Genomic DNA, 23679 nt, shown 5'->3' with positions numbered 1-23679 from the left:
GTAGGCAACCCTGGTGGGCTCTCCCGCCTCGTCCTCTCCACCCGATGCGTGGACTCCTCCCGAGGAGTTCGATGAGTACCGCATCGTGCGGCCGCTCGGACGAGGACGTACGGGCCGGGTGTACCTGGCGCACGACACGCTGCTGGAGCGCCCCGTCGCGGTGAAGTTCATCCCGTCGCTGGGCTCCAACGCGCTGGCGCGCTTCCTGGTGGAGGCTCGCGCCGCCGCCCGAATCCAGCACCCCAACGTCGTCACCCTGTACCGGGTGGGACAGCTGGAGGATCAGCCCTACCTTATCTCGGAGTTCATCCGGGGCGTCAGCCTGGACCGGCTGGCCCGGCCCGTGCCCTGGGAGCGCGCGCTGGGCATTGGGCGGGACCTGGCCCGGGGCCTGGGCGCCGCGCACCGCCGGGGCGTGCTCCACCGCGACATCAAGCCCGGCAACGCCGTCCTCACGGAGAGCGGCGAGGTGAAGCTGCTCGACTTCGGCCTGGCCAAGCTGCTCGACCGCGCCGAGGCCAGCGAGCCCACCCCTCCGCGCGCGCCACTTCCACCACCGGAGCTGCCCGCGGACTGGGATCCGGAGTCCAGCCCCGCCCTGGGTGCCCGCTCGCTGGACGGCGTCTTCCTGCCGTCCCTGCCGCGCGGCGCGCTGGTGGGCACGCCCTACTACATGTCCCCGGAGGCCTGGGCCGGCGAGGAGCTCACCGCTCGCAGCGACGTGTACTCGCTGGGCGTCGTGCTCTACGAGCTGTGCGCGGGCAAGGGCCCCTTCCGCGACGTGCCCTGGCGCGAGCTGTCCGAGGCCGTGCGCACCCGCGACGTGCGTCCCCTCCTCGAAGTGGCCCCGTCGGTGGACCCGGGCTTCGCCGCCGCCATCGACAAGTGCCTGAAGCGCGACCCCGCCCAGCGCCACGCGTCCGCCGCGCAGCTGCTCGACGCGCTGGAGGCGCTGACGCGCGAGGAGCTCCCGGCCGTCATTCCGGAGGGCAATCCCTACCGGGGCCTCCGCGCCTTCGAGGCCGAGCACCGCGGCCTCTTCTTCGGCCGCCGTCGCGAGCAGCGCGCCGTGCTGGAGCGGCTGAAGGCGGAGGCCTTCCTGCTGATGACGGGCGACTCCGGCGTGGGCAAGTCGTCCCTGTGCCTCGCGGGCATCCTCCCCGCCGTGGCGGACGGCGCGCTGGAGGATGGCCGGCGCTGGCGCACCGCGCGGCTCGTGCCCGGGCGCAGGCCCGTGTCCGCGTTGGCCGTGGCGCTCGCGCCGGTGCTGGAGGTGGAAGAGGAGCCGCTCGCGGAGACGCTGCGCCAGGACCCCACGTCGCTCGGCCGCAGGCTGCGCGCGAAGCTGGGCACGCAGGGCGGGCTGCTCGTCTACATGGACCAGATGGAGGAGCTGGTGACGCTGTCCCCGCCGGAGGAGGCCGCGCTCGCGGGGGCCGCGCTGGAGTCGCTCACGGAGGCGGCCGGGGGGCTGCGGCTGCTCGCCACCGGCCGCAGCGACTTCCTCACCCGCCTCACCGCCGTGCCCGGCCTGGGCCCGGAGGTGCCGCACGCGCTGTACCTCCTGCGCGCGCTCACGCCGGAGGAGACGCGTGAGGCCATCGTCGGTCCCGCGCGCGTGAAGGGCGTGAGCTTCGAATCCGAGGCCGTGGTGGACGCGCTCGTCGCCTCCACGGCGGCCTCCGACGGCGGCCTGCCGCTGCTCCAGTTCGCGCTGGCGGAGCTGTGGGACGCGCGCGACGAGTCCCGCGGTGTGATGACCCAGGCGGCGCTCGACTCGCTGGGCGGTGTGTCCGGCGCGCTCGCCCGGCATGCCGACGCCGCGGTGGCCCGCCTGCTGCCCGACCAGCGCTCGGCGGCGCGCGGGGTGATGCTGCGCCTGGTGACGGCGGACGGCACCCGCGCTCGCAAGACGGACCGCGAGCTCGTGGGCGATGACCCTCGCTACCGCGCGGCGCTGGAGGCCCTGGTGCGCGCGCGCCTGCTCGTGGCGCGCGAAGGCGAGGGCGGCACCGCGTACGAGCTGGCCCACGAAGCGCTCCTCACCGGCTGGGCCACGCTGGCGCGCTGGCTGGTGGAGGCGGGCGAGCGCCGCGAGGTGCAGGCCCGCCTGGAGGCCGCCGCCGCGCAGTGGGAGCGCCTGGGCCATGCGCGCGAGTCGCTCTGGGGCCCGCGCCAGCTGGCGGAGACGGAGCTCCTGGATCCGTCCGAGCTCACCCAGCGCGAGCAGTCCTTCCTCAGCACCTCGCGCCGCACCGGCGTGCGCAGCCGCCGCCTCAAGGTGGGGCTGGTGCTGGGCTTCCTCGTGTCGCTGGGGCTCGTGTACGTGGGCCTCCAGTGGCGCGAGCGCCGCCTCCTCGACGTGCGCGTGCGCGGCGAGCTGGCCTCGGCCGGGTTGGAGCTGGAGGCCGTGCGCCGCGAACGCGAAGCGCTCCAGGCCGAGCGCGCGGAGGCCTTCCAGCTCTACGACACCGGCCACAAGGCGGACGGCGACCGGAGCTGGGCGAAGGCGGCGGGCCACGGCGCCCAGCTGTCCCACCACTTCGACGCCGTGGCGGACCGGCTGGAGCGCGCGCTGGCGCTGGCCCCCACTCGCACCGACGTGCGCGACGCGCTGGCGGACTTCCTCTACGAGCGCGCCCTGTGGGCCGAAAGCGAGCACGAGCCCGTGCTGCCCGCGCTGCTCCAGCGCCTGCGCCTCTACGACCCCGACGGCGTGCGCTGGAGCCGCTGGAACATGCCCGCGCACCTGTCGCTCCAGGTGGACGCGCCCGGTGCCTCCGCGGAGCTGCGTCCCGTGTCGCGCGAGGCCACGGGACCGGAGGTCGTGGGCGAGCCCCTGCCTTCCCCGGGCGCGCTCCCCTGGGCCAACCTCACCGTGCCTCCGGGGACCTGGCAGCTCACCGTGCGCGCCCCGGGCCACGAGACGTCGGTGCAGCCGCTGCTCCTGACGCGCGGGGAGTCGCGCAACGTCGTCCTGCCGCTCGTCCGCGCGGGTTCGCTCCCGCCGGGGTTCGTGTACGTGCCCCCGGGCGACGTGCGCTTCGGCAGCGCCGCCGAGTCCAGCGTGCGCGACTTCTTCAACGCCACCCCGCTGCACACCGTGCCCGTGCAGGGCTTCCTCATCGCCCGCCATGAGACGACGTACGCGGACTGGCTCCAGTACCTGGCGGCCCTGCCCGCGGAGGAGCGCGCCACCCGTCAGCCCCGCGTGGGCACGGGCGGCTACGCTGGAGGCCTGGCGCTGGAGCCGGACGGCAATGGCTGGCGCCTGCGCTTCCAGCCCGGCGGCGTGCGCTACACGGCGCGGACGGGCGAGCCCGTGCGGTACGCCCGGCGCTCGCAGCGCACGGAGCAGGACTGGCGCCAGTTCCCCGTGAGCGGCATCAACTTCGCGGACGCGGAGGCCTACGTGACGTGGCTGTCCACGTCCGGCCGGGTGCCGGGGGCTCGGCTGTGCTCGGAGCTGGAGTGGGAGCGCGCCGCTCGCGGCGTGGACGGCCGCGAGTATCCCCACGGCAACCGCCTGGGCCCGGACGAGGCGAACGTGGACGTCACCTACGGCAAGGACCCGGGCGGCTTCGGCCCGGACGTCGTGGGCAGCCACCCCGCGTCCCGCAGCCCCTTTGGCGCGGACGACATGGCCGGCAACGTCTGGGAGTGGACGCGCTCGTGGCTGGAGCCCGGCCGCCCGGTGGCCCGGGGCGGCAGCTTCACCTTCAACGTGACGAGCGCGAGGTCCTCCAACCGGGAGCTGCCGGAGGCCTCACTGCGCGACGTCACGGTGGGCCTGCGCGTGTGCGCGGACGCGCCCGTGTCCGGCGGCTGAGCACCACCGGACACTGAAACCCCCGGGAACCGCTGGCATCACCCTGGGGTCTCCTCCAACTGGAAGCCACTGGACGCTGCAAGTGCCCGGACGGGCCTCGTGTGGTTGCCGCTTCCGCCCACCGGACTGACCTTGTGCCCTGTAACGCGGTGCGGGTCGGGGTCGGGGCAGGGAAGGGGCATCCAGATGAGGACGTTGCAGCGAGTGGTCGCGGCGTGTTTCGCCGTCGTGGCGGTGGGCTGTGGCACGGAATCGTCGGAGCCCGAGGCTCCCTCCCTGCGCACGCAGGTGGCGGAGGTCGCGTCTCCCAATGGGCGCAACCTCAATGGACGCAACCTCAACGGCCGCAACCTGAACAACAGCGAGCTGGGCGGCATGCTGGTGTCCGTGGCGTACGCGGGCGCCACCTCCGCCTCCGGCAAGACGCTGACCAATGTGCGGCTGCAGGGCTCCGCCTTCGTCGGCCTGGACGGCCCCAACCCCGTGACGGGCACGAGCTTCACCGGTGCACGCTTCATCGGCACGCTGGGGGACGGCTCCACCCTGCCCGTGCGCGTGGACGGCATCACCCAGGGCAGCGGCGGCGACAGCGACCTGTGGTCCTACCAGGTCACCTACCAGGGCTCGGACGGCAGCTGGCGCCCCGTGTGCCAGGACGCGAACGGCGGTGCGCTCCCCGCCATCGCCGTGGCCGGCCGCTGGAACTACCTCCAGGGCGTGGCGGGGGGCGGCGAGAAGATTGAAGACGCCACCGCCTTCACCTTCGCCTGCGAGGGCGCCGCCATCGCGAAGTGCATGCACTTTGGCTACAAGCCCTGGGCCACCGTCAACGGCCAGAGCCTCGCGGGCCACCACCAGGCCTGCACCCGCATGGTGCGCGCGGACTTCTGCGGCGATGGCGCGTCGCACACCACCGATGGCCAGTGGGTCAACCTCTACGACGGCGTGGGCATCCAGACGGACACCGAGTCCTGGAGCGTGGAGGCCGAGTGGAACGAGGCCGGCGCGCGCTGCTTCACCTCCCAGACCCGCGCCCAGGCGCCGGTGACGTGCTCGGGCTTCAACCCCATCCCCGACTGCGGCAGCACCAGCCACTTCCAGTCCGGCACCCGCCTCATCAGCGAGGCGCCCTAGGGGCTGTCCCTGATTACCGCAGCCAAAGAAGCATGGAAGCAACGTGCAGGACGGCGAGGTAGCTCTTCGCCGTCTTGTCGTAGCGGGTGGCCGCAGCCCGAAAGCGCTTGAGGTCGTGGAAGAAGCACTCCACCCGGTAGCGCAACCGATAGAGGGTGCGGTCCAGCGCAGGCGGTTGCTTCCTGCTGGGATGGGGATGAATGACAGGCGTCATTCCCACCTTCAGGGCGTTGGCGCGAATGCGCTCTGCGTCGTAACCGGTGTCCGCGATGAAGGCCTTGCCCTCGGCGTGCACCAACAACTCCTCGGCCATCGTGGACTCATGTTGCTGGCCGGGCGTTATTTCGAGGTGGAGCGGCTTACCGCCCGCCGTTGTGACGGCGTGAACTTTCGTTGAAAAACCTCCTCGAGAACGCCCCAGAGCATTTCTTCGGACCCCCCTTTTCCGCCCGAGGCGTCCTGATGCGCCCGGACGACGGAAGCGTCTGCCAGCGAGCCGAGCTCATCCACCGGAAGTCGCAGGGCCTTGAAGATGGCTTCCCAGCGCCCGACTTGCGCCCAGCGGTGGAAGCGGTTGTAGACGGTCTTCCAGTGGCCGAATCGCTCCGGAAGGTCCCGCCATTGCACCCCAGTCTTCACGCGCCAGATGACGGCGTTGATGAAGTCGCGGTCCCCTCGCTTCGAGGGTGGGCCGCTACGCGAGCCCAGCAAGGGCTTGATGCGGCTCCACTCGGCATCGCTCAGTTCATGTCGGCGCACAGCCAGCGTTGATCATGCCTGACGCTGGCTGGCAACCTCCTGGTGCCCCTCAAGGCCGGGTCCAACGCCCGTGTTTGATCCACCAGGTTGATTTTCGGGCCGGAGATCAGGGACAGCCCCTAGCGGGGCCGCGGGCTGTAGCCTGACAGGTTACAGCAATCCCAGACTTGTAACGGACTGGGTTACAAAATCTGGAAGTCGATAATTGTCAGTCTTTCATGTTATGAGAACGCTCCATTCGCCTCCGTGTCGCAAGGACCGGAGGGGCATGGGGCGTTTTCCGCATTCACGGAGGGGGACGGGACCGGTGTGTCCGGGGTTCCGCGCACGGTGAGGGGGAGGGTGCCCCATCGCGAGGCTGTCGTCGCGGTATCCCCGTCGTGAGTGGAGCACACCCCATGAAGCCTGAGCTGTCCCTGCTGTGGAAGCATTCCCGGAAGCGTCTGCCGTTCGCGCTCCTGGCCTCGTCGCTGGCGGTGGGCTGTGGCCAGCCCGCCCCGGAGACGTCCGAGACTCCCGCGCCTTCCGCGCCCCAGGCGGGCTCCTCCGCCCAGGCCGTGGACCCGTCCGGCAACCTGGAGGTGGCGCTCGGTACGGCCCTGCAGGCCCTGGAGGGGGACGCGGCGCGTCCGGTGGTGGAGTCGCTCTTCGCGATTCCCCAGGGCGCGGCCAGCAAGAGCACGGCCACGGTGTTCCAGCTGAAGCTGGACTCGAGGCGCACGGAGAACGAGGCGTTCCGCGGCGGGACGCTGGCGATGGCGGAAGGCGCGCAGCAGCTGACGTTCCGCGACGACGGCCAGGGTGGCGACGCGGTGGCGGGGGACCTGCTCTTCACGGCCTCCGGCACGTTCGACTTCGTGGCGCTCCAGGCCCAGCAGCAGCGCATTGCCCAGGCGCAGTCCCAGTCGCCCACGCAGCTGACCACGGCCGTGTTCGAGAACCGCCAGCTGGTGCGCACCGTGCCGGTGACGGCGCTGAGCACGCAGTTCCCGGTGGGCCAGCCCGTGCCCATCCAGCCCATTGGCCTGGCGTCGCTGGTGGACCCGGCGCGCTCGCTCATCATCCGCGCGCCCGCTGTCGTGAACGACACGACGCGCACGTATGACCCGTGCACCGGCGTGGGCAACCCGAACGGCAAGTGGACGTTCAACTACCTGATGACGGAGATGGCCAATCAGCCCTTCACGGGCGTGGCCCCCTCCACCTTCGTGCGCGAGTGGCTGCGGCAGTGGGAGCAGCCGCGCACCATCAACGGCTTCGTGAACCCGCCGCGCTCGTCCATCGCGGGGAACCTCATCGGCCCCTGGCCGAAGCTGGCCTCCGGCGAGCTGAACCTGGCGAGGTCGCCGTTCAAGCTCATCGCCATCGTGAACCGGCTGGACCTGGCCGGCAGCAACCCGGCCTACGGCGCTGGCGGCGCGGGCGAGGGGCGCTTCATCTTCGCGGCCACCACGGGCACGGGGTCGAGCTGCTACACGGTGCCCTTCCTGGTCATCCTGGAGTACGGGGTGGACAAGAACGGCTGCGCGGACATCAAGACCTACGCGCAGCAGTGGCAGGCCCTGTCCGGGCTGCCGCTGGGCAGCGCGTCGTACAACGCGGCGCTGGAGGCCCTGACGGAGCAGTTCGCCAAGCGCGACCTGTCCCCGCGCAAGCCCAACCGCAGCTCCATCAACCAGGTGCGCACCAACGACGACTGGCTGGCCAGCCCCTGGGAGCTGCGTGAGTTCCGTCTCTGGAACGGCTCCATCAACCCGAACTCGTACTCCACCACGCCGCCGCCGGTGCTGGGACTGCTCAACAGCCACACCGTGGCCCAGACGCCGGACCGCACCCGGCAGACGACGCTGTTCCCGGCCTACGTGAACGCCAACACCGGGCCCATCATCGCGGGCACGTACTCCGTCCCGCTGCCGTGGGCCGGCGGCACCTTCCGCGCGGGCCGCGCCATCGTGACGAACCCCGTGGCCACCCCGCCGTTCTGGAGCCAGCCGGCGTCCGTCATCCCCAACCGTCAGGCGCGGCACGTCTTCTCGCTCAACACCTGCGACGGCTGCCACGGCGACGAGTTGGGCACGAACTTCACCCACGTGAGCTGGACCGGCGCGCTGTCGCCGTTCCTCAGCGGCGCGCTCACCGTTCCGGACCGCGCGGACGGCACGCCCGTGCGCACCTTCAACGAGGTGCTGGCGCGCCAGACGTTCCTGGACCAGATGGCCAACCAGAGCTGCCTCACCTCGGCGTTCGTGACCGCTCCGCCGAGCGTCCACTGAGCGTCGCTCGAAGGTGAAGCAAGCGCGGCCTCCGTCCCCTCGCGTGGGACGGAGGCCGTCGTCCTTCCGGCCGCCGTTCGCATGCCTCCCCGCCTGTCAGGGGGACGGGCCGGGCGTGTTCTCCAGGTTCACGCCCGGTGGTGGCACGACTTCCCCGGCCGGGGGGGCGGCACCACGTTTACCCGGCCCCGGGGACCGCCCCGGGTGGAACTCCAGGGCCAATGGCCCCTGGGGGCCGGGGAGGCAGGCCGTGAGACGCACCGAAGAGGCAACGGGTCTTCGAGCCCGGCGCACGGGTTCGCGGTGGGGCGCCGTGCTGGCCGTCGTCTGGCTGGCTGGCGCCTGCGGACAGCGCTCCGAGGAGGTCGCCGCGCCCACCGCGCCGACGGTGGTGTCGCTGGGGCCGGAGAACGTGGTGCGCGTGGAGCCCATGAAGCTGGAGAACGGTCCCGTCATCTCCGGGACGCTCCAGGCGCGGCGGCTGGCCAGCGTCCGCGCGGAGGTGGGGGGCAGCATCCTGGATGTGATGGCGGACCAGGGCCAGACGGTGAAGGAGGGGCAGCTGCTGGCGCGCGTGGAGGAACACACGCTGCGCGAGCAGGTGCTGGCGGCCAGCTCCAGCCTGCGCGTGGCGCGCAATGCCTTGCAGGTGGCGAAGACGGATGAGCAGCGCAATCAGACCCTCGTCAAACAGGGCGTCATCACCCGCCGCGACTTCGAACGCACGCAGCTCGCGCGGACGCAGGCGGAGGGGCAGCTGGCGCAGGCGCAGGCCCAGCTGAAGCTGGCGCAGGACCAGCTGGCGCGCACGAAGGTGGCCGCGCCCTTCACGGGCGTGGTGAGCGAGCGGCAGGTGAACGCGGGCGACATCGTCCAGCCGGGCGCGCCCCTCTTCGTCGTGGTGGACCCCGCGACGCTGCGGCTGGAGGCCTCCGTGCCCGCGGCGCAGCTGGGCCAGGTGAAGGTGGGCACGCCCGTGGACTTCCGGGTGAATGGCTACGAGGACCGCGCCTTCAAGGGTGAGGTGGAGCGCATCAACCCGGCGGTGGATCCCGCCACGGGCCAGGTGCGCATCTACGTGGGCATCCCCAACAGCGAGCAGACGCTCCTGTCCGGCCTGTTCGCACTGGGGCGCGTGGCGTCCCAGTCGAAGGAGGCGCTGGCCGTGCCGGTGGATGCGCTGGACACGCGCCAGGAGCCTCCCACCGTGCAGCGCATCTCCAACGGCAAGGTGGAAGAGGTGGCGGTGACGACAGGCCTACGGGATGACGTGGCGCAGACCGTGGAGGTGCGCTCCGGGTTGAAGGCCGGGGACGTGGTGCTGCTCGGATCCGCGCGCGACCTGACCAACGGCACGCCGGTGAAGCTCACCGCCGCGCCGCAAGGGCCGAAGAAGCAGCAGCGGCCGGCGTCTCCACCGGAAGCCCAGCAGGGCGTGGGCGGCGCGGGCAACGCGTCCGGCGGCGGCCCGGTACAGGCTCCGGCCGCGACAGGGACTCCCACGCCTCCGGCCCAGGCCCCCGCGAAGTAGCGCCAGGCGTCTCCACTTCTTGAAGAAGCACCGCAGGAGTCGTCCGTGTTCATCTCCGACTTCGCCATCAAGCGCCCCATCATCACCATCACGGCGATGGTGGCGCTCGTCGTTTTCGGCATCGTGGCGCTCTTCAACCTGGAGACGGACGAGTTCCCGGACGTCCAGCAGCCGGTCATCAACGTCACCATCGCGTACCCGGGGGCCTCACCCGACACGGTGGAACGCGAAATCGTGGAGCCCATCGAGGACGCCATCTTCGCCATCTCTGGCGTGGACGGGAAGAAGACCACGTCCAGCTCCACGGACAGCTTGGCGAACTTCACGGTCTTCTTCGACTTCGAGAAGGACATCCAGGAGGCGTCACAGGACATCCGCGACGCCATCTCCAGCAAGCGCGCGGACCTGCCGCAGGAGATGGAGGAGCCCATCCTCACGCGCTTCGACCCCGCGGACCAACCCATCGTGTCGCTGGTGCTGACGTCGGACGCGCTGGACGTGCCCGCGCTGTCGCTCATCGCGGACCCCATGGTGGTGGGCGACTTGCGCTCGGTGCCGGGCGTGGCGCAGGCCACGGTGGTGGGCGGCGTGGACCGGGAGATGACGGTGCAGGTGCGGCCCGCGGCGCTCCAGGCCGCGGGCCTGTCGGTGGCGCAGGTGGTGGCGGCGCTCCAGGCGCAGAACCTGGCGGCGCCGGTGGGCCGGCTCAACACCGAATTGCAGGAGCGCACCATCCGGCTCAAGGGCCGCCTGGAGACGCCGGAGGACTTCGCGCAGGTGCCCATCGCGGAGCGCAATGGACGCACGCTGCGGCTGGGGGAAGTGGCGGACGTGTTCGCCGGCACCGAGGAGCCGCGCACCCTGTCGCTCTACAACGGCGCGCAGGCGGTGGGCATCGAGGTCATCAAGGCCAAGGGCTACAGCACCACGGAGGTCGCGGACGGCGTGCGCGAACGGGTGAAGACGCTCCAGCAGCGGCTGCCCGCCAACGCGAAGCTGGAGATCGTCCGCGACGCGGGCACGCGCGTGGAGAACTCCGTCGTCAACGTGCAGCAGGCCTTGATTGAAGGCGCGCTGCTCACGGTGCTGGTGGTGTTCCTGTTCCTCAACTCCTGGCGCTCCACGGTGATTACCGGCCTGGCGCTGCCCGTGTCCGTGCTGGCGTCGTTCGTGAGCGTGTGGGCGTTCGGCTTCACGCTCAACACGATGTCGCTGTTGGGCCTGACGCTGGCCATCGGCATCCTCATCGACGACGCCATCGTGGTGCGCGAGAACATCGTGCGGCACGTGGAGATGGGGAAGGACCACTACACGGCGTCGCGCGAGGGCACCAACGAGATTGGCCTCGCGGTGGCGGCGACGACGTTCTCCATCGTGGCGGTGTTCGTCCCGGTGGCGTTCATGTACGGCGTGGCGGGGCAGTGGTTCAAGCCGTTCGCGCTCACCATCGCGTGCTCGGTGCTGGTGTCGCTGTTCGTGAGCTTCTCGCTGGACCCCATGCTCAGCGCGTACTGGCCCGACCCGCAGGTGGAGAAGGGCGAGCGGCGCAACTTCATCTCGCGGGGGCTGGAGCGCTTCAACCACTGGTTCGACCGGCAGGCGGACCGCTACAAGGGCGTCATCGCGTGGGCGCTGGACCACCGGCTCGCGATGGTGCTGCTGGCGGTGGGCTCGTTGGTGGGCGCGGTGGCGCTACAGGGCGTCTTCGGCGGCGCGGGCTTCGTGCCGGTGAGCGACCGCGCGGAGATTGAAATGCTGGTGGAGACGCCCGCGGGCTCCAGCCTGGACTACACGCGGCGCAAGGTGGAGGAGGTGTCCCGCCTCACGCGCCAGCACCCGGAGGTCGCGTACACGTACACGACCATCGGCGTGCCGCTGCCCCTGCGCTCGCCGGGCGTGGACCAGGCGCTGGTGTACGTGCGGCTCAAGCCGAAGACGGAGCGCAAGGCGAGCCAGGAGGTGCTGGGCAAGACGCTGCGTCAGGAGTTGCTCTCGGTGGGTGGCGCCAACGTGTCCGTGTTCACCAGTGGCTTCGGCGGGGCCATCAAGTCCATCCAGATGGAGCTGCGCGGGCCGGAGTCCAAGGGGCTCAACCAGTTCGCGCAGCAGGTGATGAAGGAGGTGAAGCAGGTGCCGGGCGCGGTGGACGTGGGGCTGTCCACGCGCGGCGAGAAGCCGGAGCTGGAGGTGGAGTTGAACCGCGGCGTCGCGGGCCAGCTCAACGTGACGGTGGGCCAGGTGGCGCAGTCGCTGCGGCCGGCCTTCGCGGGCCTGGACTCCGGCGACTGGGTGGACCCCATTGGCGAGACGCGCGACGTGATGGTGCGCCTTGCGCCCCAGTTCCGGGAGAACCCGTCGCAGCTGTCGCAGCTGCCGCTGGTGGTGGGCACCAGCCCCACGGGCACGCCGGTGACGGTGCCGCTGGGACAGGTGGCGACGGTGAAGCAGACGGTGGGGCCGGCGCAGATCGACCACCTGAACCGCGAGAAGGTCATCAACGTGCAGGCGAACGTGGCGGGGCGGTCGCTGTCGGAGGTGATGAACGACATCCAGACCCGGCTCGAGGCGGTGCAGGTGCCGCCGGGCTACGAGGTGTCCACGGGCGGCGAGTCCGCGGATCAGCAGGAGGTGTTCGGCCGGGTGTTCCTGGCGCTGGGCGTGGCGGTGATGCTGATGTACCTCATCCTCGTCATCCAGTTCGGCTCGTTCATCGACCCACTGGCCATCCTGGTGTCGCTGCCACTGTCCCTGATTGGCGTGGTGCTGGCGCTGGTGGTGACGGGCGACACGCTGAACATCATGAGCCTCATCGGCGTCATCCTGCTGATGGGCATCGTGGCGAAGAACGCCATCCTGCTCATCGACTTCGCCAAGTGGCAGCACGAGAAGGGCATGCCCTTGCGCGAGGCGCTCATTGAAGCGGGGCGCATCCGCTTGCGGCCCATCATCATGACGACCCTCGCGCTCATCGCGGGCATGGTGCCGGTGGCGCTGGGACACGGCGAGGGTGGCGACTTCCGGGCGCCGCTGGGCCGCGCGGTGATTGGCGGCGTCATCACCTCCACGCTGCTCACGCTGCTGGTGATTCCGACGGTGTACGAAATCCTGACGGACGGTCGCGCGTGGATGACGGGGAAGCTGCGCCGGGTGTTCAAGGCGAGGGGGCCGGCGCACGGTCCGGCGCACGGCGGCGGTGAGCCCCGGCCCCAGCCGCAGGCCCGGCAGGACTGACGCGGAGAAGATGATCGCGTCACCCTCAAGGAACGGTTGGCGCATCGCGCGGAGGGCCATAGGGTCAGGAGTGTGGAGCTCCTGTCCCCGCTGCCCGATTCGCACCGCTCGCTCATCACCGAAGCTCTAGACGCACTGGGTGTCACCCGCTGGGTCCTGAGCATCCATGACCCCAGCTTCCCGGGCCTCCCCGGAGAGGACCTGGGGCGTGGCTCGCCGTACTCCGAGGGCGCCGCGCGCTTCCTCGCCTTCGCTCGGGACCTGGGCTTCACCGGCATCCAGCTGGGGCCGCAGGGGCAGACCACCGCGTACAACCCGTCGCCGTATGACGGCACGTTGTTCTCGCGCAACACGCTGAACGTGGCGCTCGCGCCGCTCACGGATCCGCACGGCCCCTGGGGCGCGCTGCTGTCCGCGGACACCCTGGCCCGGCTCGTCTCCGAAGTGCCGGAGGCGGGTGGTCCAGAGGTCCGGTACTCCTCCGCGTGCCGGGGCCAGGCGCTGGCGCTCCAGGAGGCGTGGGACACCTTCCGGCGCGAGCGGGACCGCGTGGATGCTCCCGCGTCCATCCTCGCGCTCGTCCGCCGCTTCGCGGACTTCCGCCTGGAGAACCGTGAGTGGCTGGAACGGGATGCGCTCTTCGACGTGCTCGCCGCCCGGCATCACACGCCGGATGACTGGCGCGGTTGGGCGGATTCGTTGGATGGGCGCCTGTTCGCGCCGCGTGCCGGCGAAGTGAGGCAGGCGGAGGCGCGCATCCGGGAGTTGCTCACCGTCGAAGCCGCAGCGGTGGAGCAGTACGCCTTCCGCCAGTTCCTCGTGTACGAGCAGCACGGGCTCCTGCGGGAGCGCGCGGGGGCGTGGGGGCTCAAGCTGTACGGGGACCTCCAGATTGGTTTCTCGCCTCGGGACACGTGGGCGCGGCAGGGGTTGTTCCTCGGCGCGTACCTCATGGGGGCTCCGCCCAGCCGCACCAACCCGGAGGGCCAGCCGTGGAACTACCCGGTGCTGGACCCGGAGCAGTACGTCGCTGCGGATGGCTCCAGCCCCGGGCCGGTGCTGCGCTACATGGACGCGCGGCTGGGCAAGATGCTCTCCGAGTACGACGGGCTGCGCATCGACCATCCGCACGGGCTCGTGTGTCCGTGGGTGTACCGCGCGGGCTCGGCGGATCCGCTGCGCGCGGTGCAGGGTGGGGCGCGGCTGTTCTCCTCTCCGGACCTGCCGGATCACCCGGAGTTGGCGCGCTACTCCATCGTGGCTCCGGAGCAGCTGAACCGCTCGGTGCCTCGCTACGCGGATGGTTGGGTGACGGGGCTCACGGAGGAGCAGGTGGCCCGGTACGCCATCCTCTTCGACTCCGTGGTTCGCACGGCGCGGGCGCACGGCCGGGCCCGCGAGGACGTGCTGTGCGAGGTGCTGAGCACGCTGCCGTACGAGCTGTCACGGGTGATGGCCCGCGATGGCCTGGGGCGCTTCCGCGTCACGCAGAAGGCGGACCTGAACAACCCGGCCGACGTGTACCGCAGCGAGAACGTGGCCCCCGAGGACTGGGTGATGGTGGGCAACCACGACACGAAGTCGCTCTGGCGGATCGTCTCTGAATGGCAGTGGAAGCACGCGCTGCGCGCCCAGGCGGACTACCTGTCGGAGCGTCTGCATCCCGAGGCGGAGGGACGTGAGGCCTTCGCGCGTCAGCTGGCGGAGGACCCGGGACTGCTCGCGCAGGCGAAGTTCGCGGACCTGTTCGCCAGCCGTGCGCGCAGCGTGATGGTGTTCTTCGCGGACCTGCTGGGCATGCCGGACACGTACAACGCGCCGGGCTCCGTGGATGCGCGCAACTGGTCGCTGCGCATCCCCACGGATTGGGCCGAGCACTACCAGCAGCGGCTGCGCGTGGGGGCCGCGCTCAACCTGCCGCAGGTGCTCGCCATGGCGCTGCGCGCGGGCGGCGCGGAGGCTCGTGTCCGTCACGCGGAGTTGCTGACCCGGTTGGACGAAGCGGCTGCCCGGCTGCGAAGCGGCGCGCGGTGAGTCGCGCCCGGCGAGGGGGAGCGGCACAAACCTGTCCGACTGTCGGACAGGTTCTGGACGCCCGTGGCCGGGGGCTCAGGTGATGCGCCGCATGTCGAAGCGTGACTGGAGGCCCCACTGTCCGGCGTCATCCTGCACCTCGCCGCGCCAGGTGAAGCGGTCCGCGCCGATGTCGGAGAAGCTCCAGCGGATGGACTTCCCCTGATGCTCACCCAGGAGGACGAGCCGGTCACCATCCCGTCCTCCGGACAGCCGGTTGATGGCGCCGCCCGTGGGGCTGATCCAGGTGATCTGCCACCTGTCTCCGGCCCGGTCGAACGTGCGCACCGTGGTGCCGTAGCGCCTGTTCGCTCCGGGCCCTGACTGCGCGGGGGCGCGCCTGGACGGCACGATGAAGATGTCCTGCAGGGCCCGTCCCTCCAGCACCCAGTGGAACCACCACTCGCCCTGACTCTGTCGGACGCTCCCGTCTGGATCATGGTCCTGGATGGTCCCTGCCCAGCCTCCCACCAGCCAGCCGAAGGTGGCCGCCGCGTCACCCAGTTCGCTCGAAGGCCCGGGGCTCACCAGGGCCTCTACAAACGCCTGCGTCGAGGACACAGGGGCAGCGGGCCCTTCCGCGAGCCTGCGCCAGATGCCGGCGTATTCGATGGGCAGCCCATCCGCGTCCACGTCCAGCATCGCGTTGAAGCCGCTCTCCAGGCTCTCGTAGCGGTAGCGCGCGGGCCCCGCGCGTGTGTAGCCCTGCCGCGCTGGCACGACCTCCAGCGCGGGAAACCTCACCCACGCCGCACGGATCTCCGCGCTGGCACCTTCTTCCAGCCGCAGCCGGTTGATGGGCAGCGCGTTGGTGGAGGGACTCAATCCCAGGTCCACGTCCGTGCCGCCCTCCAGTTCCTCCGCGACGCGGCCGTCCTTTTGCCAGTGGCCTTCCCCGTCATGCTCCAGCGTGAGCGTCCGGTGCTCGCCGCGCCACGATTGCGTCACGCTCACCCGGCGCGTGCGCCACGCACCGTCACAGACGACCGAATACTCCGCCCGCAGCGGTGCACCCTGTTCCGCGACGAGAATCACGCCGGAGAGCTCCGTGCCCTCCTGCCCGCGCCGCACGCGTGCATGCTCGAATCCCAGTTCATCCATCACGCGCCGCCAGATGAACTCCCGCGTGACTGCCGTTGCCGCCATCGCCATGATTCGGTCACCCCGTTTGGACGTGCGGGGTGAGGATGGAAGGACGGACCGTGGCCGACTTGGGGAAAGTGGACCTGACGACGGCTCGCCGGCTGGCCTCCGGAGACGGATGGCGCGTGAGCGAGATCCTCTGCCGCTCCGGTCCAGGAGACCCCGTCTTCGAGGAACAGCACACCTGGGTGTCCGTCTCCGCCGTCCTGTCGGGGAGCTTCACCTACCGCTCCCGGAACGGGCGCGTGCTGCTGACGCCCGGCTCGCTGCTGCTCGGGGAGCAGCACACGTCCTTCTGCTGCGGACATGAGCACGGCGTGGGCGACCGCTGCATCGCCTTCCACTTCAAACCCGAGCTCATGGATGAGGTGGCCCGGGACCTGTCCGGGGTGACTCGCACGGACTTCCCAAAGCACCGGCTGCCTCCCCTCCAGCGGCTCGCACCGCTCATCGCGGACGTCCAGGCGCTGGCCGAGCAGCCTGGCTCGCGCGGCGCGGAGGAACTGGCGCTGCGGATGGCGGGCGCGGCGCTGAGCGGCATCCACGAAGGGACAGCCCGGCCCGTCACCGCCACCGAGGAGCGCCGCATGGCGGACGCGCTCCGGTTGATGGAGGCTCGGCTGGTGGAGCCCCTCTCCCTGGACGTGTTCGCGCAAGAGCTGGGCATGGGCCGCCACCACTTCCTGCGCACCTTCCGCAAGGTGGTGGGAGAGAGTCCCTACAGCTACATCCTGGGCCGCCGCCTGACCCTCGCCGCCGAACACCTGCGGACGGACCGCGAGCGCATCGCGGACATCGCCTATGCGTGTGGATTTGGCGACCTGTCTGAATTTGTCCGCCGCTTCCGTAACCGCTTCGGCGTCACGCCGTCCGCGTACCGCGCCCGTGCTCGACCCGGGTCGGCCGGGACAGAGCGGGTCTAACCAGTCTCCTTGGAAATCCCTGTTCTCGATGCTATCGGGTCTGCGCAATTCTTGATCTGTGTGAGGCAAGGACCGCGTGGCGAATCATCGTGAGTGGGAGTTCGGAGCGCATCGCGCGTACTTCGAAGAGCCGGACCTGTTGGTGATGAAGTTCAACGGGCCCTCGAAGCTGGAGGACTCGAAGAAGGTGTTGGAGATCTGCCAGGAGGCGTCGAAGAACGGACCGGTGTTCGTCATCTCCGACGTGTCGACCTCCAGCATCGACAAGGACTCGCGCGAGCTGCTGGTGGCGCAGGCGAAGGCCGAGTGGTTCCGCGGCCACGTCTACCTGGGCACGGGCCCGCTCCAGCGCGCGGGCGCGAAGGCGCTGATGCTCGCGCTCTACTTCACCGGCAAGTGGACGGTGGACGTGGACTTCGCGGACTCGGAGAAGGACGCGCGCGACCTCATCGCGAAGAAGCGCGCGCAGCCTCCCAAGAAGTAGCCGTCTCCCTTGCGCCTCAGTGCTGCACGTCCAGCACGAGGCGCGTGGGGTTTGTCAGCTCCAGCACGCGGAACGGGACGCGGCGCGCGGTGCCCAGCACCCACGTCACCTCGCCCTCGAAGTCGCACACGCGCTCCAGCCCCAGCAGGGACGGCAGCGCGGGCTTGAGCGAGCGCTGCGCCACCGTGGCCTGCCCCTGGTCGTCATGCGCGCGCGCCAGCGTGAAGCGCACCTCCAGCATGGCCTCGCCCGGTGTCTTCACGTCGTCGCCGGAGCCGCACTGCTGCGCCGACTTCACGTACCCCAGCTGGTAGCCCGGCAGGCGCGGCCCGTCGAACTCGAACACCGTCCGGTCGTAGTCCGCGTGCGTCCCCGTGCGCACCGAGCGCAGCGTGATGGACGGGGGCTCGCCGCGCGGCTTCTGCACCGTCGCCGTGGTCCACGCCGCGTCCGGCGCTGCGTCCGCCGGGGACGCCGGCTTGCCCGCGTCTGCCTTCACGTCCAGCACCTGGTGCACCACCGGGGCGGTGGCGGCCGGTCCCTCGCGCGGCAGGGTCTTGGCGGGCGGGGGCACGGCCGGCACGTCCATGGGGACGGTCTGGGGCTCCTGCTTCTGGCAGCCCTGGCCCAGCAGTCCCAACGCCACTCCCACCCCGTACAGCCCCTGTCGCAGACGCATCCGGTTCCTCCCATCAAACCCCGTCAGCCGGGGACCTCCCGAGTCCTCGCACACCGCGTTCCCCAGGACCATGGAAGATGCGCCTTCCCGGCGCCGTTGCGTATAGGGTCCGCCGGGCCGCGTCCCCCCGGCCCCCTTCGTGCACTGGAGAGTTTGCACCATGGCCATTGACCTGACCTCCCTCCCGCGTCCCTCTCGCGATGACACCACCGTGAGCACCATGGTGCGTGGGCTCGTGGGCAGCGAAATCCTCCGCATCGCCGCGGAGATTCGCGAGCTCGTGGCCAAGGGCAACAAGGTGTGCAACCTCACCGTGGGGGACTTCAACCCGAAGGAGTTCCCCGTCCCGGACGGCCTGCGCGACCAGATTGGCACCGCGCTCCAGGGCGGTGAGACGAACTACCCGCCGTCCGACGGCGTGCTGGAACTGCGCCAGGCCGTGCAGCGCTTCTACGAGCGCTCCCTGGGGCTGAAGTACCCGCTGGAGGGCATCGTCATCGCGGGCGGCGCGCGGCCCGTCATCTACGCCACCTACCGCGCGGTGCTCGACCCGGGGGACGTCGTCGTCTACCCGGTGCCGTCGTGGAACAACAACCACTACGCCCACATGCTGGGCGCCAGGAGCGTGGTGGTGACCACGGACGCGGCGGCGGGCTTCATGCCCACGCTGGCGCAGCTGGAGCCGCACCTGTCGTCCGCGCGCCTGCTGTGCCTGTGCAGCCCGCTCAACCCCACCGGCACCATGATTGACGCGGAGGCCCTGCGCGCCATCTGCCAGCGCATCGTCGAGGAGAACCGCGCGCGAGAGGGCCGCGGCCAGAAGCCCCTCATCCTGATGTACGACCACATCTACTGGGTGCTGAACTTCGGCAAGAAGCACGTCACGCCCGTGGAGCTGGTGCCGGAGATGGCGCCGTACACCGTGTTCGTGGACGGCATCAGCAAGGCCTTCGCCGCCACCGGCGTGCGCGTGGGCTGGGGCGTGGGCGCGCCCACCCTCATCTCCCGCATGCGTGACGTGCTGGGCCACGTGGGCGCCTGGGCCCCCAAGGCCGAACAGGTCGCCACCGCGCGCTACCTGGACGACGTCCCCGCCACCGAGTCCTTCCTGACGACGATGCGCCAGCGCGTCGACCAGCGCCTGGAGGCCCTCTACAAGGGCTTCCAGCGCATGAAGGACGCGGGCCTGCCGGTGGAGGCCATCGCGCCGCAGGGCGCCATCTACCTCACCGTGCGCTTCGACGTGGTGGGCAGGGACGGCCTCGCCACCAACGACGCCATCCGCAAGCGCCTCCTGGAGAAGGCCCGCTTCGCCGTGGTGCCCTTCCAGGCGTTCGGCCTTCAGGAGGACACCGGCTGGTTCCGCCTCTCCGTGGGCGCCACCTCCGTCGCCGAAATCGAGGAGGCAATGCCTCGCGTGGAGGCCACCGTGCGTGAAATCCTCACGGCCCGGTAGCCACTTTCCTCCACAGGCTGGCAGGCAGGGAATAGCCTGCCAGCCGTGGCGTTGAGGGCGCCGCCATCATGCTCAAGCGTTTCGTGGACGTCCGTGACGAGGAGGTAGGGGCGGTCCTCGGGGCGTTCGTCTATTTCTTCACGCTGATGTGCGGCTACGCCATCCTGCGGCCCATCCGCAACGAGATGGGCACCGCCGGGGACGTGAAGCACCTGCCCTGGCTCTTCACCGTCACCTTCGGGGTGATGCTGCTGGCGGTGCCTGCCTTCTCCGCGCTGGTGGCGCGCTACCCCCGGCGGGTGGTGGTGCCGCGCGTCTACCGCTTCTTCCTCCTCAACCTGCTGGCCTTCTTCGCGCTGCTCAAGTGGGGCGTGGCGAAGGAGTCCGTGGCGCGCGCCTTCTATGTCTGGCTGAGCGTCTACAACCTGTTCGTCGTCTCCATCTTCTGGAGCTTCATGGCGGACGTGTTCGCCAGCGACCAGGGCAAGCGGCTCTTTGGCTTCATCGCCGCGGGCGGCACCACGGGGATGATTGTCGGCCCGTTCCTGGTGGGCAGGCTCGCGGAGCCGGTGGGGCCGGTGAACCTCATCCTCGTGTCCGCGGTGATGCTGGAGGTGAGCGCGCAGTGCGTGCGCCGCCTGGGCCACTGGGCGAGGGACGTGCAGCACCAGCCCGCCACGCGCGAGGGGCCGGTGGGCGGCGGGATGCTCGCGGGGCTGCGTCTTCTGGTGACGTCGCCGTTCCTGCTCGCGCTGGGGATGCAGGTGCTGCTGTACGCGGCGACCTCCACGTTCCTGTACTACCAGGAGGTGCAGCTGGTCGCGTCCCTGGCGAAGGACGCCGCGTCGCGCACGGCGGCGTTCGCGGACATCGACTTCTGGGTGCAGGTGCTGACGCTGGCCATCCAGACGCTCGTCACCGGGCGGGTCATCTCGCGTCTGGGATTGGGCGTGGCCATGGCGGTGGCGCCGGTGCTCACGCTGGTGGGCTTTGGCGTGCTCGCGTTCGCGCCGGTGCTGGCGGTGCTCATCGCCGTGAAGTCGCTGCGGGGCGCGAGCCACTACGCGCTGGAGCGCCCGTCGCGCGAAATCCTGTTCACCACGGTGGACCGCGAGGCCCGCTACAAGTCCAAGAGCTTCATCGACACGGTGGTGTACCGCGGCAGTGACACGCTGAGCGCGTGGCTGCAGGGGGGCTTGACCGCGCTGGGCCTGGGCATGACGGGCCTGTCGCTGGCGGCTGTGCCCATGGCCGCGCTGTGGCTCGCGGTGGCCCTGTACCTGGCGCGCCAGCAGCGCACGCGCGCCGCTGAATCCATTCCGCAGACATCCCTTCCTGGAGGAACCACGGCATGAAGCTGACCCGAAGAGGCGTGATTCAAGCAGCGGCCGCGCTGGGCGCGGTCCAGGTGTTGGGCTGTGCATCGTCCCCCAAGGCGGGCCCGGCCACCGGTGACGACAAGGGGGATGCCCCGGGCAAGCCCCTGAACATCCTCATCCTGGGCGGCACCCGGTTCCTGGGGCCCGCGCTGGTGCAGGTGGCGCAGGCGCGCGGTCACACGCTCACGCTCTTCAACCGCGGCAAGTCCAACCCGGGCCTGTTCCCGGACGTGGAGAAGCTCCAGGGCGACCGCGACCCGAACAAGGGCGAGGGCCTGAAGGCGCTGGCGGGCCGCAAGTGGGACGCGGTCATCGACACGTCCGGCTACGTGCCGCGCATCGTGAAGGCGTCCGCGGAGCTGCTCGCGCCGAACGTCGGCCAGTACGTCTTCATCTCCAGCATCTCCGTCTACAAGGAGATGACGAAGCAGAACCTCACCGAGTCCGACGCCGTGGGCACCATCCCCGACGAGACCACGGAGGAGGTGGGCGAGACGAGCTACGGCCCGCTCAAGGCGCTCTGCGAGAAGGCCGCGGAGACGGCGCTGCCCGGCCGCACGCTCAACATCCGCCCCGGCCTCATCGTGGGCCCGGATGACGGCTCTGACCGCTTCACCTACTGGCCGCTGCGCGTGGCGAAGGGCGGCGAGGTGCTGGCCCCCGGCGACGGCGAGGACCCCGTGCAGGTCATCGACGCGCGCGACCTGGCCGCGTTCATCATCCGGAACGTGGAGCGCCGCACCACGGGCATCTTCAACGTCACCGGCCCGGTCCAGCCCATGAAGATGAAGGGCATGCTGGAGACCCTGCGCGAGGCGACGGGGAGCGACGCGCGCTTCACCTGGGTGGACACCGCGTTCCTGGACCAGCAGAAGGTGACGGCCTTCGGGGACATGCCCGCGTGGGTGCCGCGCACCGGGCCGGAGGGCGGCATCGGCGCGGTGAGCATCGTCAAGGCCACGCAGGCGGGGCTCGCCACCCGGCCGCTCGCGGACACCGTGCGCGACACGCTGACCTGGTTCCACGCGCTGCCCGCGGACCGGCAGGAGAAGCTGCGCGCGGGCCTGTCCGCCGAGCGTGAGAAGGAAGTGCTCGCGGCCTGGCACCAGGCGAAGGGCACCGCCAAGGCGGGCTGATCCGCGGCAGGCTGGACCCGGGTGCCTGGCCGTGGAGCGGCCGGGCGTCCATCCATGAGCCGGCAGGCAGGCGGGGAGCATGCGGTGCTGGCCGGGCGCGTCGCGCGTCCGCACCTTTTCCGCCATGGAACGCGTTCCGGACAGCAGGCATCACGTGGTCATCGTGGGGGCGGGCTTCGGCGGGCTCGAGGCCGCGAAGGCCCTGGGCAAGGCGGACAACGTGCGGGTGACGGTGGTGGACCGCTACAACCACCACCTCTTCCAGCCGCTGCTCTACCAGGTGGCGACGTCGGTGCTGAACACCGCGGACATCTCCGCCCCCATCCGCAGCGTGCTGCACTCGCGCAACACGGAGGTGCTGCTGGCGGAGGCGAAGTCGGTGGACGCGCGCCGCAAGGTGCTCGTCGTGGAGGGCGGGGAGATTCCCTACGACTCGCTGGTGGTGGCCACGGGCGCGTCGCACTCGTACTTCAAGCACCCGGAGTGGGCGGAGGTGGCGCCGGGCCTGAAGACGCTGGACGACGCCGTGCGCATCCGCGAGCGCATCCTGACGGCCTTCGAGGCCGCGGAGCGCGAGCCCGACCCGGAGCGGCAGCGCGAGTGGATGACCTTCGTCATCATCGGCGCGGGGCCCACGGGCGTGGAGCTAGCGGGGGCGCTCGCGTACATGACGCGGCACTCGCTGCCGAAGGACTTCCGGCGCATCGACACGCGCCAGGCGCGGGTCGTCCTGCTGGAGGGCCTGCCGCGCGTGCTGAATGCCTACCCGGAGGAGCTGTCGGAGGCGGCGAAGCGCGACCTGGAGACGCTGCACGTCGAGGTGCGCACCGGGGCCCTGGTGACGGACCTCGACGCGGAGAGCGTCACGTTCGGTGACGAGCGCATCGCCACGCGCACGGTGCTGTGGGGCGCGGGGGTGGCGGCGTCGCCGCTGGTGCGCTCGCTGGAGGTGCCGTTGGACCGCGCGGGGCGGGTGAAGGTGACGCCGCACCTCACGGCGCCGGGCCTGGAGGACGTGTATGTGATTGGCGACGTGGCGGCGGCGGAGCAGCACGGCAAGCCCGTGCCGGGCATCGCGCCGGCGGCGATGCAGATGGGGCGGCACGTGGCGAAGACGATTCGCGACCGCCTGGCGAACAAGCCGCTGCGCGCGTTCCGCTACCACGACAAGGGCAGCTTCGCGGTGATTGGCCGCGGCTACGCGGTGGGCGTGCTCTTCGACAAGTGGCGCATGAAGGGGCTGCCCGCGTGGTGCGTCTGGGCGGGCGTGCACATCGCCTACCTCATCGGCTTCCGAAACCGCCTCTTCGTGATGCTGAACTGGGGCTACACGTTCTTCACCCAGGGAGGCCGGAACATGCGGCTCATCACCCGCAACGTGTCCAAGCGCATGCCGGCCCTGGCTCCGTCCCGCCAGGCGCCCGCCCTGCCCCCTCCCGCGCGTCCGGAGCTCCCGGCGTCACAGCCCGCGCCGGTGCACTGAGGCAAGAAGACCTGGGACGTGGTGCGCAAGTCGCCCCGGTGCCTGCTGGCGCCGGGGCGATTTCCGTTTTGATCGGACCCATCGTTTCTTCTGGACGCGCTCACTGGCCCCCTGGTGGGGAAGCGGGCGTGACGGAGCGGGACAGGGGGGCCCTGGCCATGTCAGC

The 23679-nt window shown here is 70.8% G+C and carries 14 protein-coding genes and 1 pseudogene; 12 read left to right on the top strand and 3 right to left on the bottom strand.

What is annotated here, in order from left to right; translation table 11 throughout:
- The first annotated feature begins 13 nt into the window (after nucleotides 1-13).
- A complete protein-coding gene (locus D7V80_RS21200; RefSeq protein WP_120589874.1) occupies nucleotides 14-3829 on the top strand; it encodes a bifunctional serine/threonine-protein kinase/formylglycine-generating enzyme family protein in 3816 nt (1271 codons plus the stop codon).
- A 186-nt stretch (nucleotides 3830-4015) separates the two neighbouring features.
- The gene (locus D7V80_RS21195; protein ID WP_120589873.1) at nucleotides 4016-4963 is read left to right on the top strand and encodes an ADYC domain-containing protein; all 948 of its coding nucleotides are present in this window, start codon (nucleotides 4016-4018) and stop codon (nucleotides 4961-4963) included.
- A 13-nt stretch (nucleotides 4964-4976) separates the two neighbouring features.
- Here D7V80_RS21195 and D7V80_RS42915 read toward each other — a convergent pair.
- A pseudogene (locus D7V80_RS42915) lies at nucleotides 4977-5722 on the bottom strand (IS5 family transposase).
- 398 nt (nucleotides 5723-6120) lie between these two features.
- On the opposite strand from D7V80_RS42915, the gene D7V80_RS41855 reads away from it, so the two are divergent.
- From D7V80_RS41855 to D7V80_RS21160, 4 genes are all read left to right on the top strand, one after another.
- On the top strand, nucleotides 6121-7995 hold the full coding sequence (locus tag D7V80_RS41855) for a hypothetical protein (protein ID WP_158616673.1): 1875 nt from the start codon (nucleotides 6121-6123) through the stop codon (nucleotides 7993-7995).
- A gap of 250 nt (nucleotides 7996-8245) precedes the next feature.
- Nucleotides 8246-9526: an efflux RND transporter periplasmic adaptor subunit gene (locus D7V80_RS21170; protein WP_120589871.1), complete on the top strand. Its 1281-nt coding sequence runs from the start codon at nucleotides 8246-8248 to the stop codon at nucleotides 9524-9526.
- A gap of 45 nt (nucleotides 9527-9571) precedes the next feature.
- Nucleotides 9572-12757 (top strand): efflux RND transporter permease subunit, encoded by a 3186-nt coding sequence (locus D7V80_RS21165; RefSeq protein ID WP_120589870.1) that lies wholly within the window; start codon nucleotides 9572-9574, stop codon nucleotides 12755-12757.
- Between the two features lie 72 nt (nucleotides 12758-12829).
- Entirely contained in the window at nucleotides 12830-14791 is a 1962-nt protein-coding gene (locus D7V80_RS21160; protein ID WP_199738774.1) for a 4-alpha-glucanotransferase, read from the top strand.
- A gap of 75 nt (nucleotides 14792-14866) precedes the next feature.
- Here the strand turns inward: D7V80_RS21160 and D7V80_RS21155 are convergent, their stop codons facing one another.
- On the bottom strand, nucleotides 14867-15982 hold the full coding sequence (locus D7V80_RS21155) for a putative glycolipid-binding domain-containing protein (RefSeq protein WP_120589869.1): 1116 nt from the start codon (nucleotides 15980-15982) through the stop codon (nucleotides 14867-14869).
- A gap of 50 nt (nucleotides 15983-16032) precedes the next feature.
- Here D7V80_RS21155 and D7V80_RS21150 point away from each other — a divergent pair, with 50 nt between their 5' ends.
- Nucleotides 16033-16896 carry an AraC family transcriptional regulator gene (locus D7V80_RS21150; RefSeq protein WP_158616672.1) on the top strand — a complete coding sequence of 288 codons (864 nt, stop codon included), beginning with the start codon at nucleotides 16033-16035 and terminating at the stop codon, nucleotides 16894-16896.
- Between the two features lie 76 nt (nucleotides 16897-16972).
- A complete protein-coding gene (locus D7V80_RS21145) occupies nucleotides 16973-17380 on the top strand; it encodes a hypothetical protein (protein ID WP_120589867.1) in 408 nt (135 codons plus the stop codon).
- Between the two features lie 16 nt (nucleotides 17381-17396).
- On the opposite strand, the gene D7V80_RS21140 is transcribed toward D7V80_RS21145, so the two are convergent.
- The gene (locus tag D7V80_RS21140; RefSeq protein WP_233585587.1) at nucleotides 17397-18059 is read right to left on the bottom strand and encodes a hypothetical protein; all 663 of its coding nucleotides are present in this window, start codon (nucleotides 18057-18059) and stop codon (nucleotides 17397-17399) included.
- A 160-nt stretch (nucleotides 18060-18219) separates the two neighbouring features.
- Between D7V80_RS21140 and D7V80_RS21135 the strand changes: the two genes are divergently transcribed.
- The 4 genes from D7V80_RS21135 to D7V80_RS21120 all read left to right on the top strand — a co-directional run bounded on the left by D7V80_RS21135 (nucleotide 18220) and on the right by D7V80_RS21120 (nucleotide 23513).
- Nucleotides 18220-19515, top strand: coding sequence for a pyridoxal phosphate-dependent aminotransferase (locus D7V80_RS21135; RefSeq protein WP_120589865.1), 1296 nt, complete (start codon nucleotides 18220-18222; stop codon nucleotides 19513-19515).
- Between the two features lie 68 nt (nucleotides 19516-19583).
- Entirely contained in the window at nucleotides 19584-20870 is a 1287-nt protein-coding gene (locus D7V80_RS21130) for an NTP/NDP exchange transporter (protein WP_120589864.1), read from the top strand.
- Entirely contained in the window at nucleotides 20867-22030 is a 1164-nt protein-coding gene (locus tag D7V80_RS21125; protein WP_120589863.1) for an NAD-dependent epimerase/dehydratase family protein, read from the top strand. The genes D7V80_RS21130 and D7V80_RS21125 overlap by 4 nt, the downstream gene beginning before the upstream one ends.
- Before the next feature lie 154 nt (nucleotides 22031-22184).
- The gene (locus tag D7V80_RS21120) at nucleotides 22185-23513 is read left to right on the top strand and encodes an NAD(P)/FAD-dependent oxidoreductase (RefSeq protein ID WP_120589886.1); all 1329 of its coding nucleotides are present in this window, start codon (nucleotides 22185-22187) and stop codon (nucleotides 23511-23513) included.
- Nucleotides 23514-23679: the final 166 nt, after the last annotated feature.

It is taken from the genome of Corallococcus sp. CA054B, from assembly GCF_003611625.1.
In the GTDB taxonomy this organism is placed as follows: domain Bacteria; phylum Myxococcota; class Myxococcia; order Myxococcales; family Myxococcaceae; genus Corallococcus; species Corallococcus coralloides.
The sequence above is the reverse complement of the archived record's forward strand: the minus strand, read 5'-3'. Positions and strand labels throughout refer to the sequence as shown.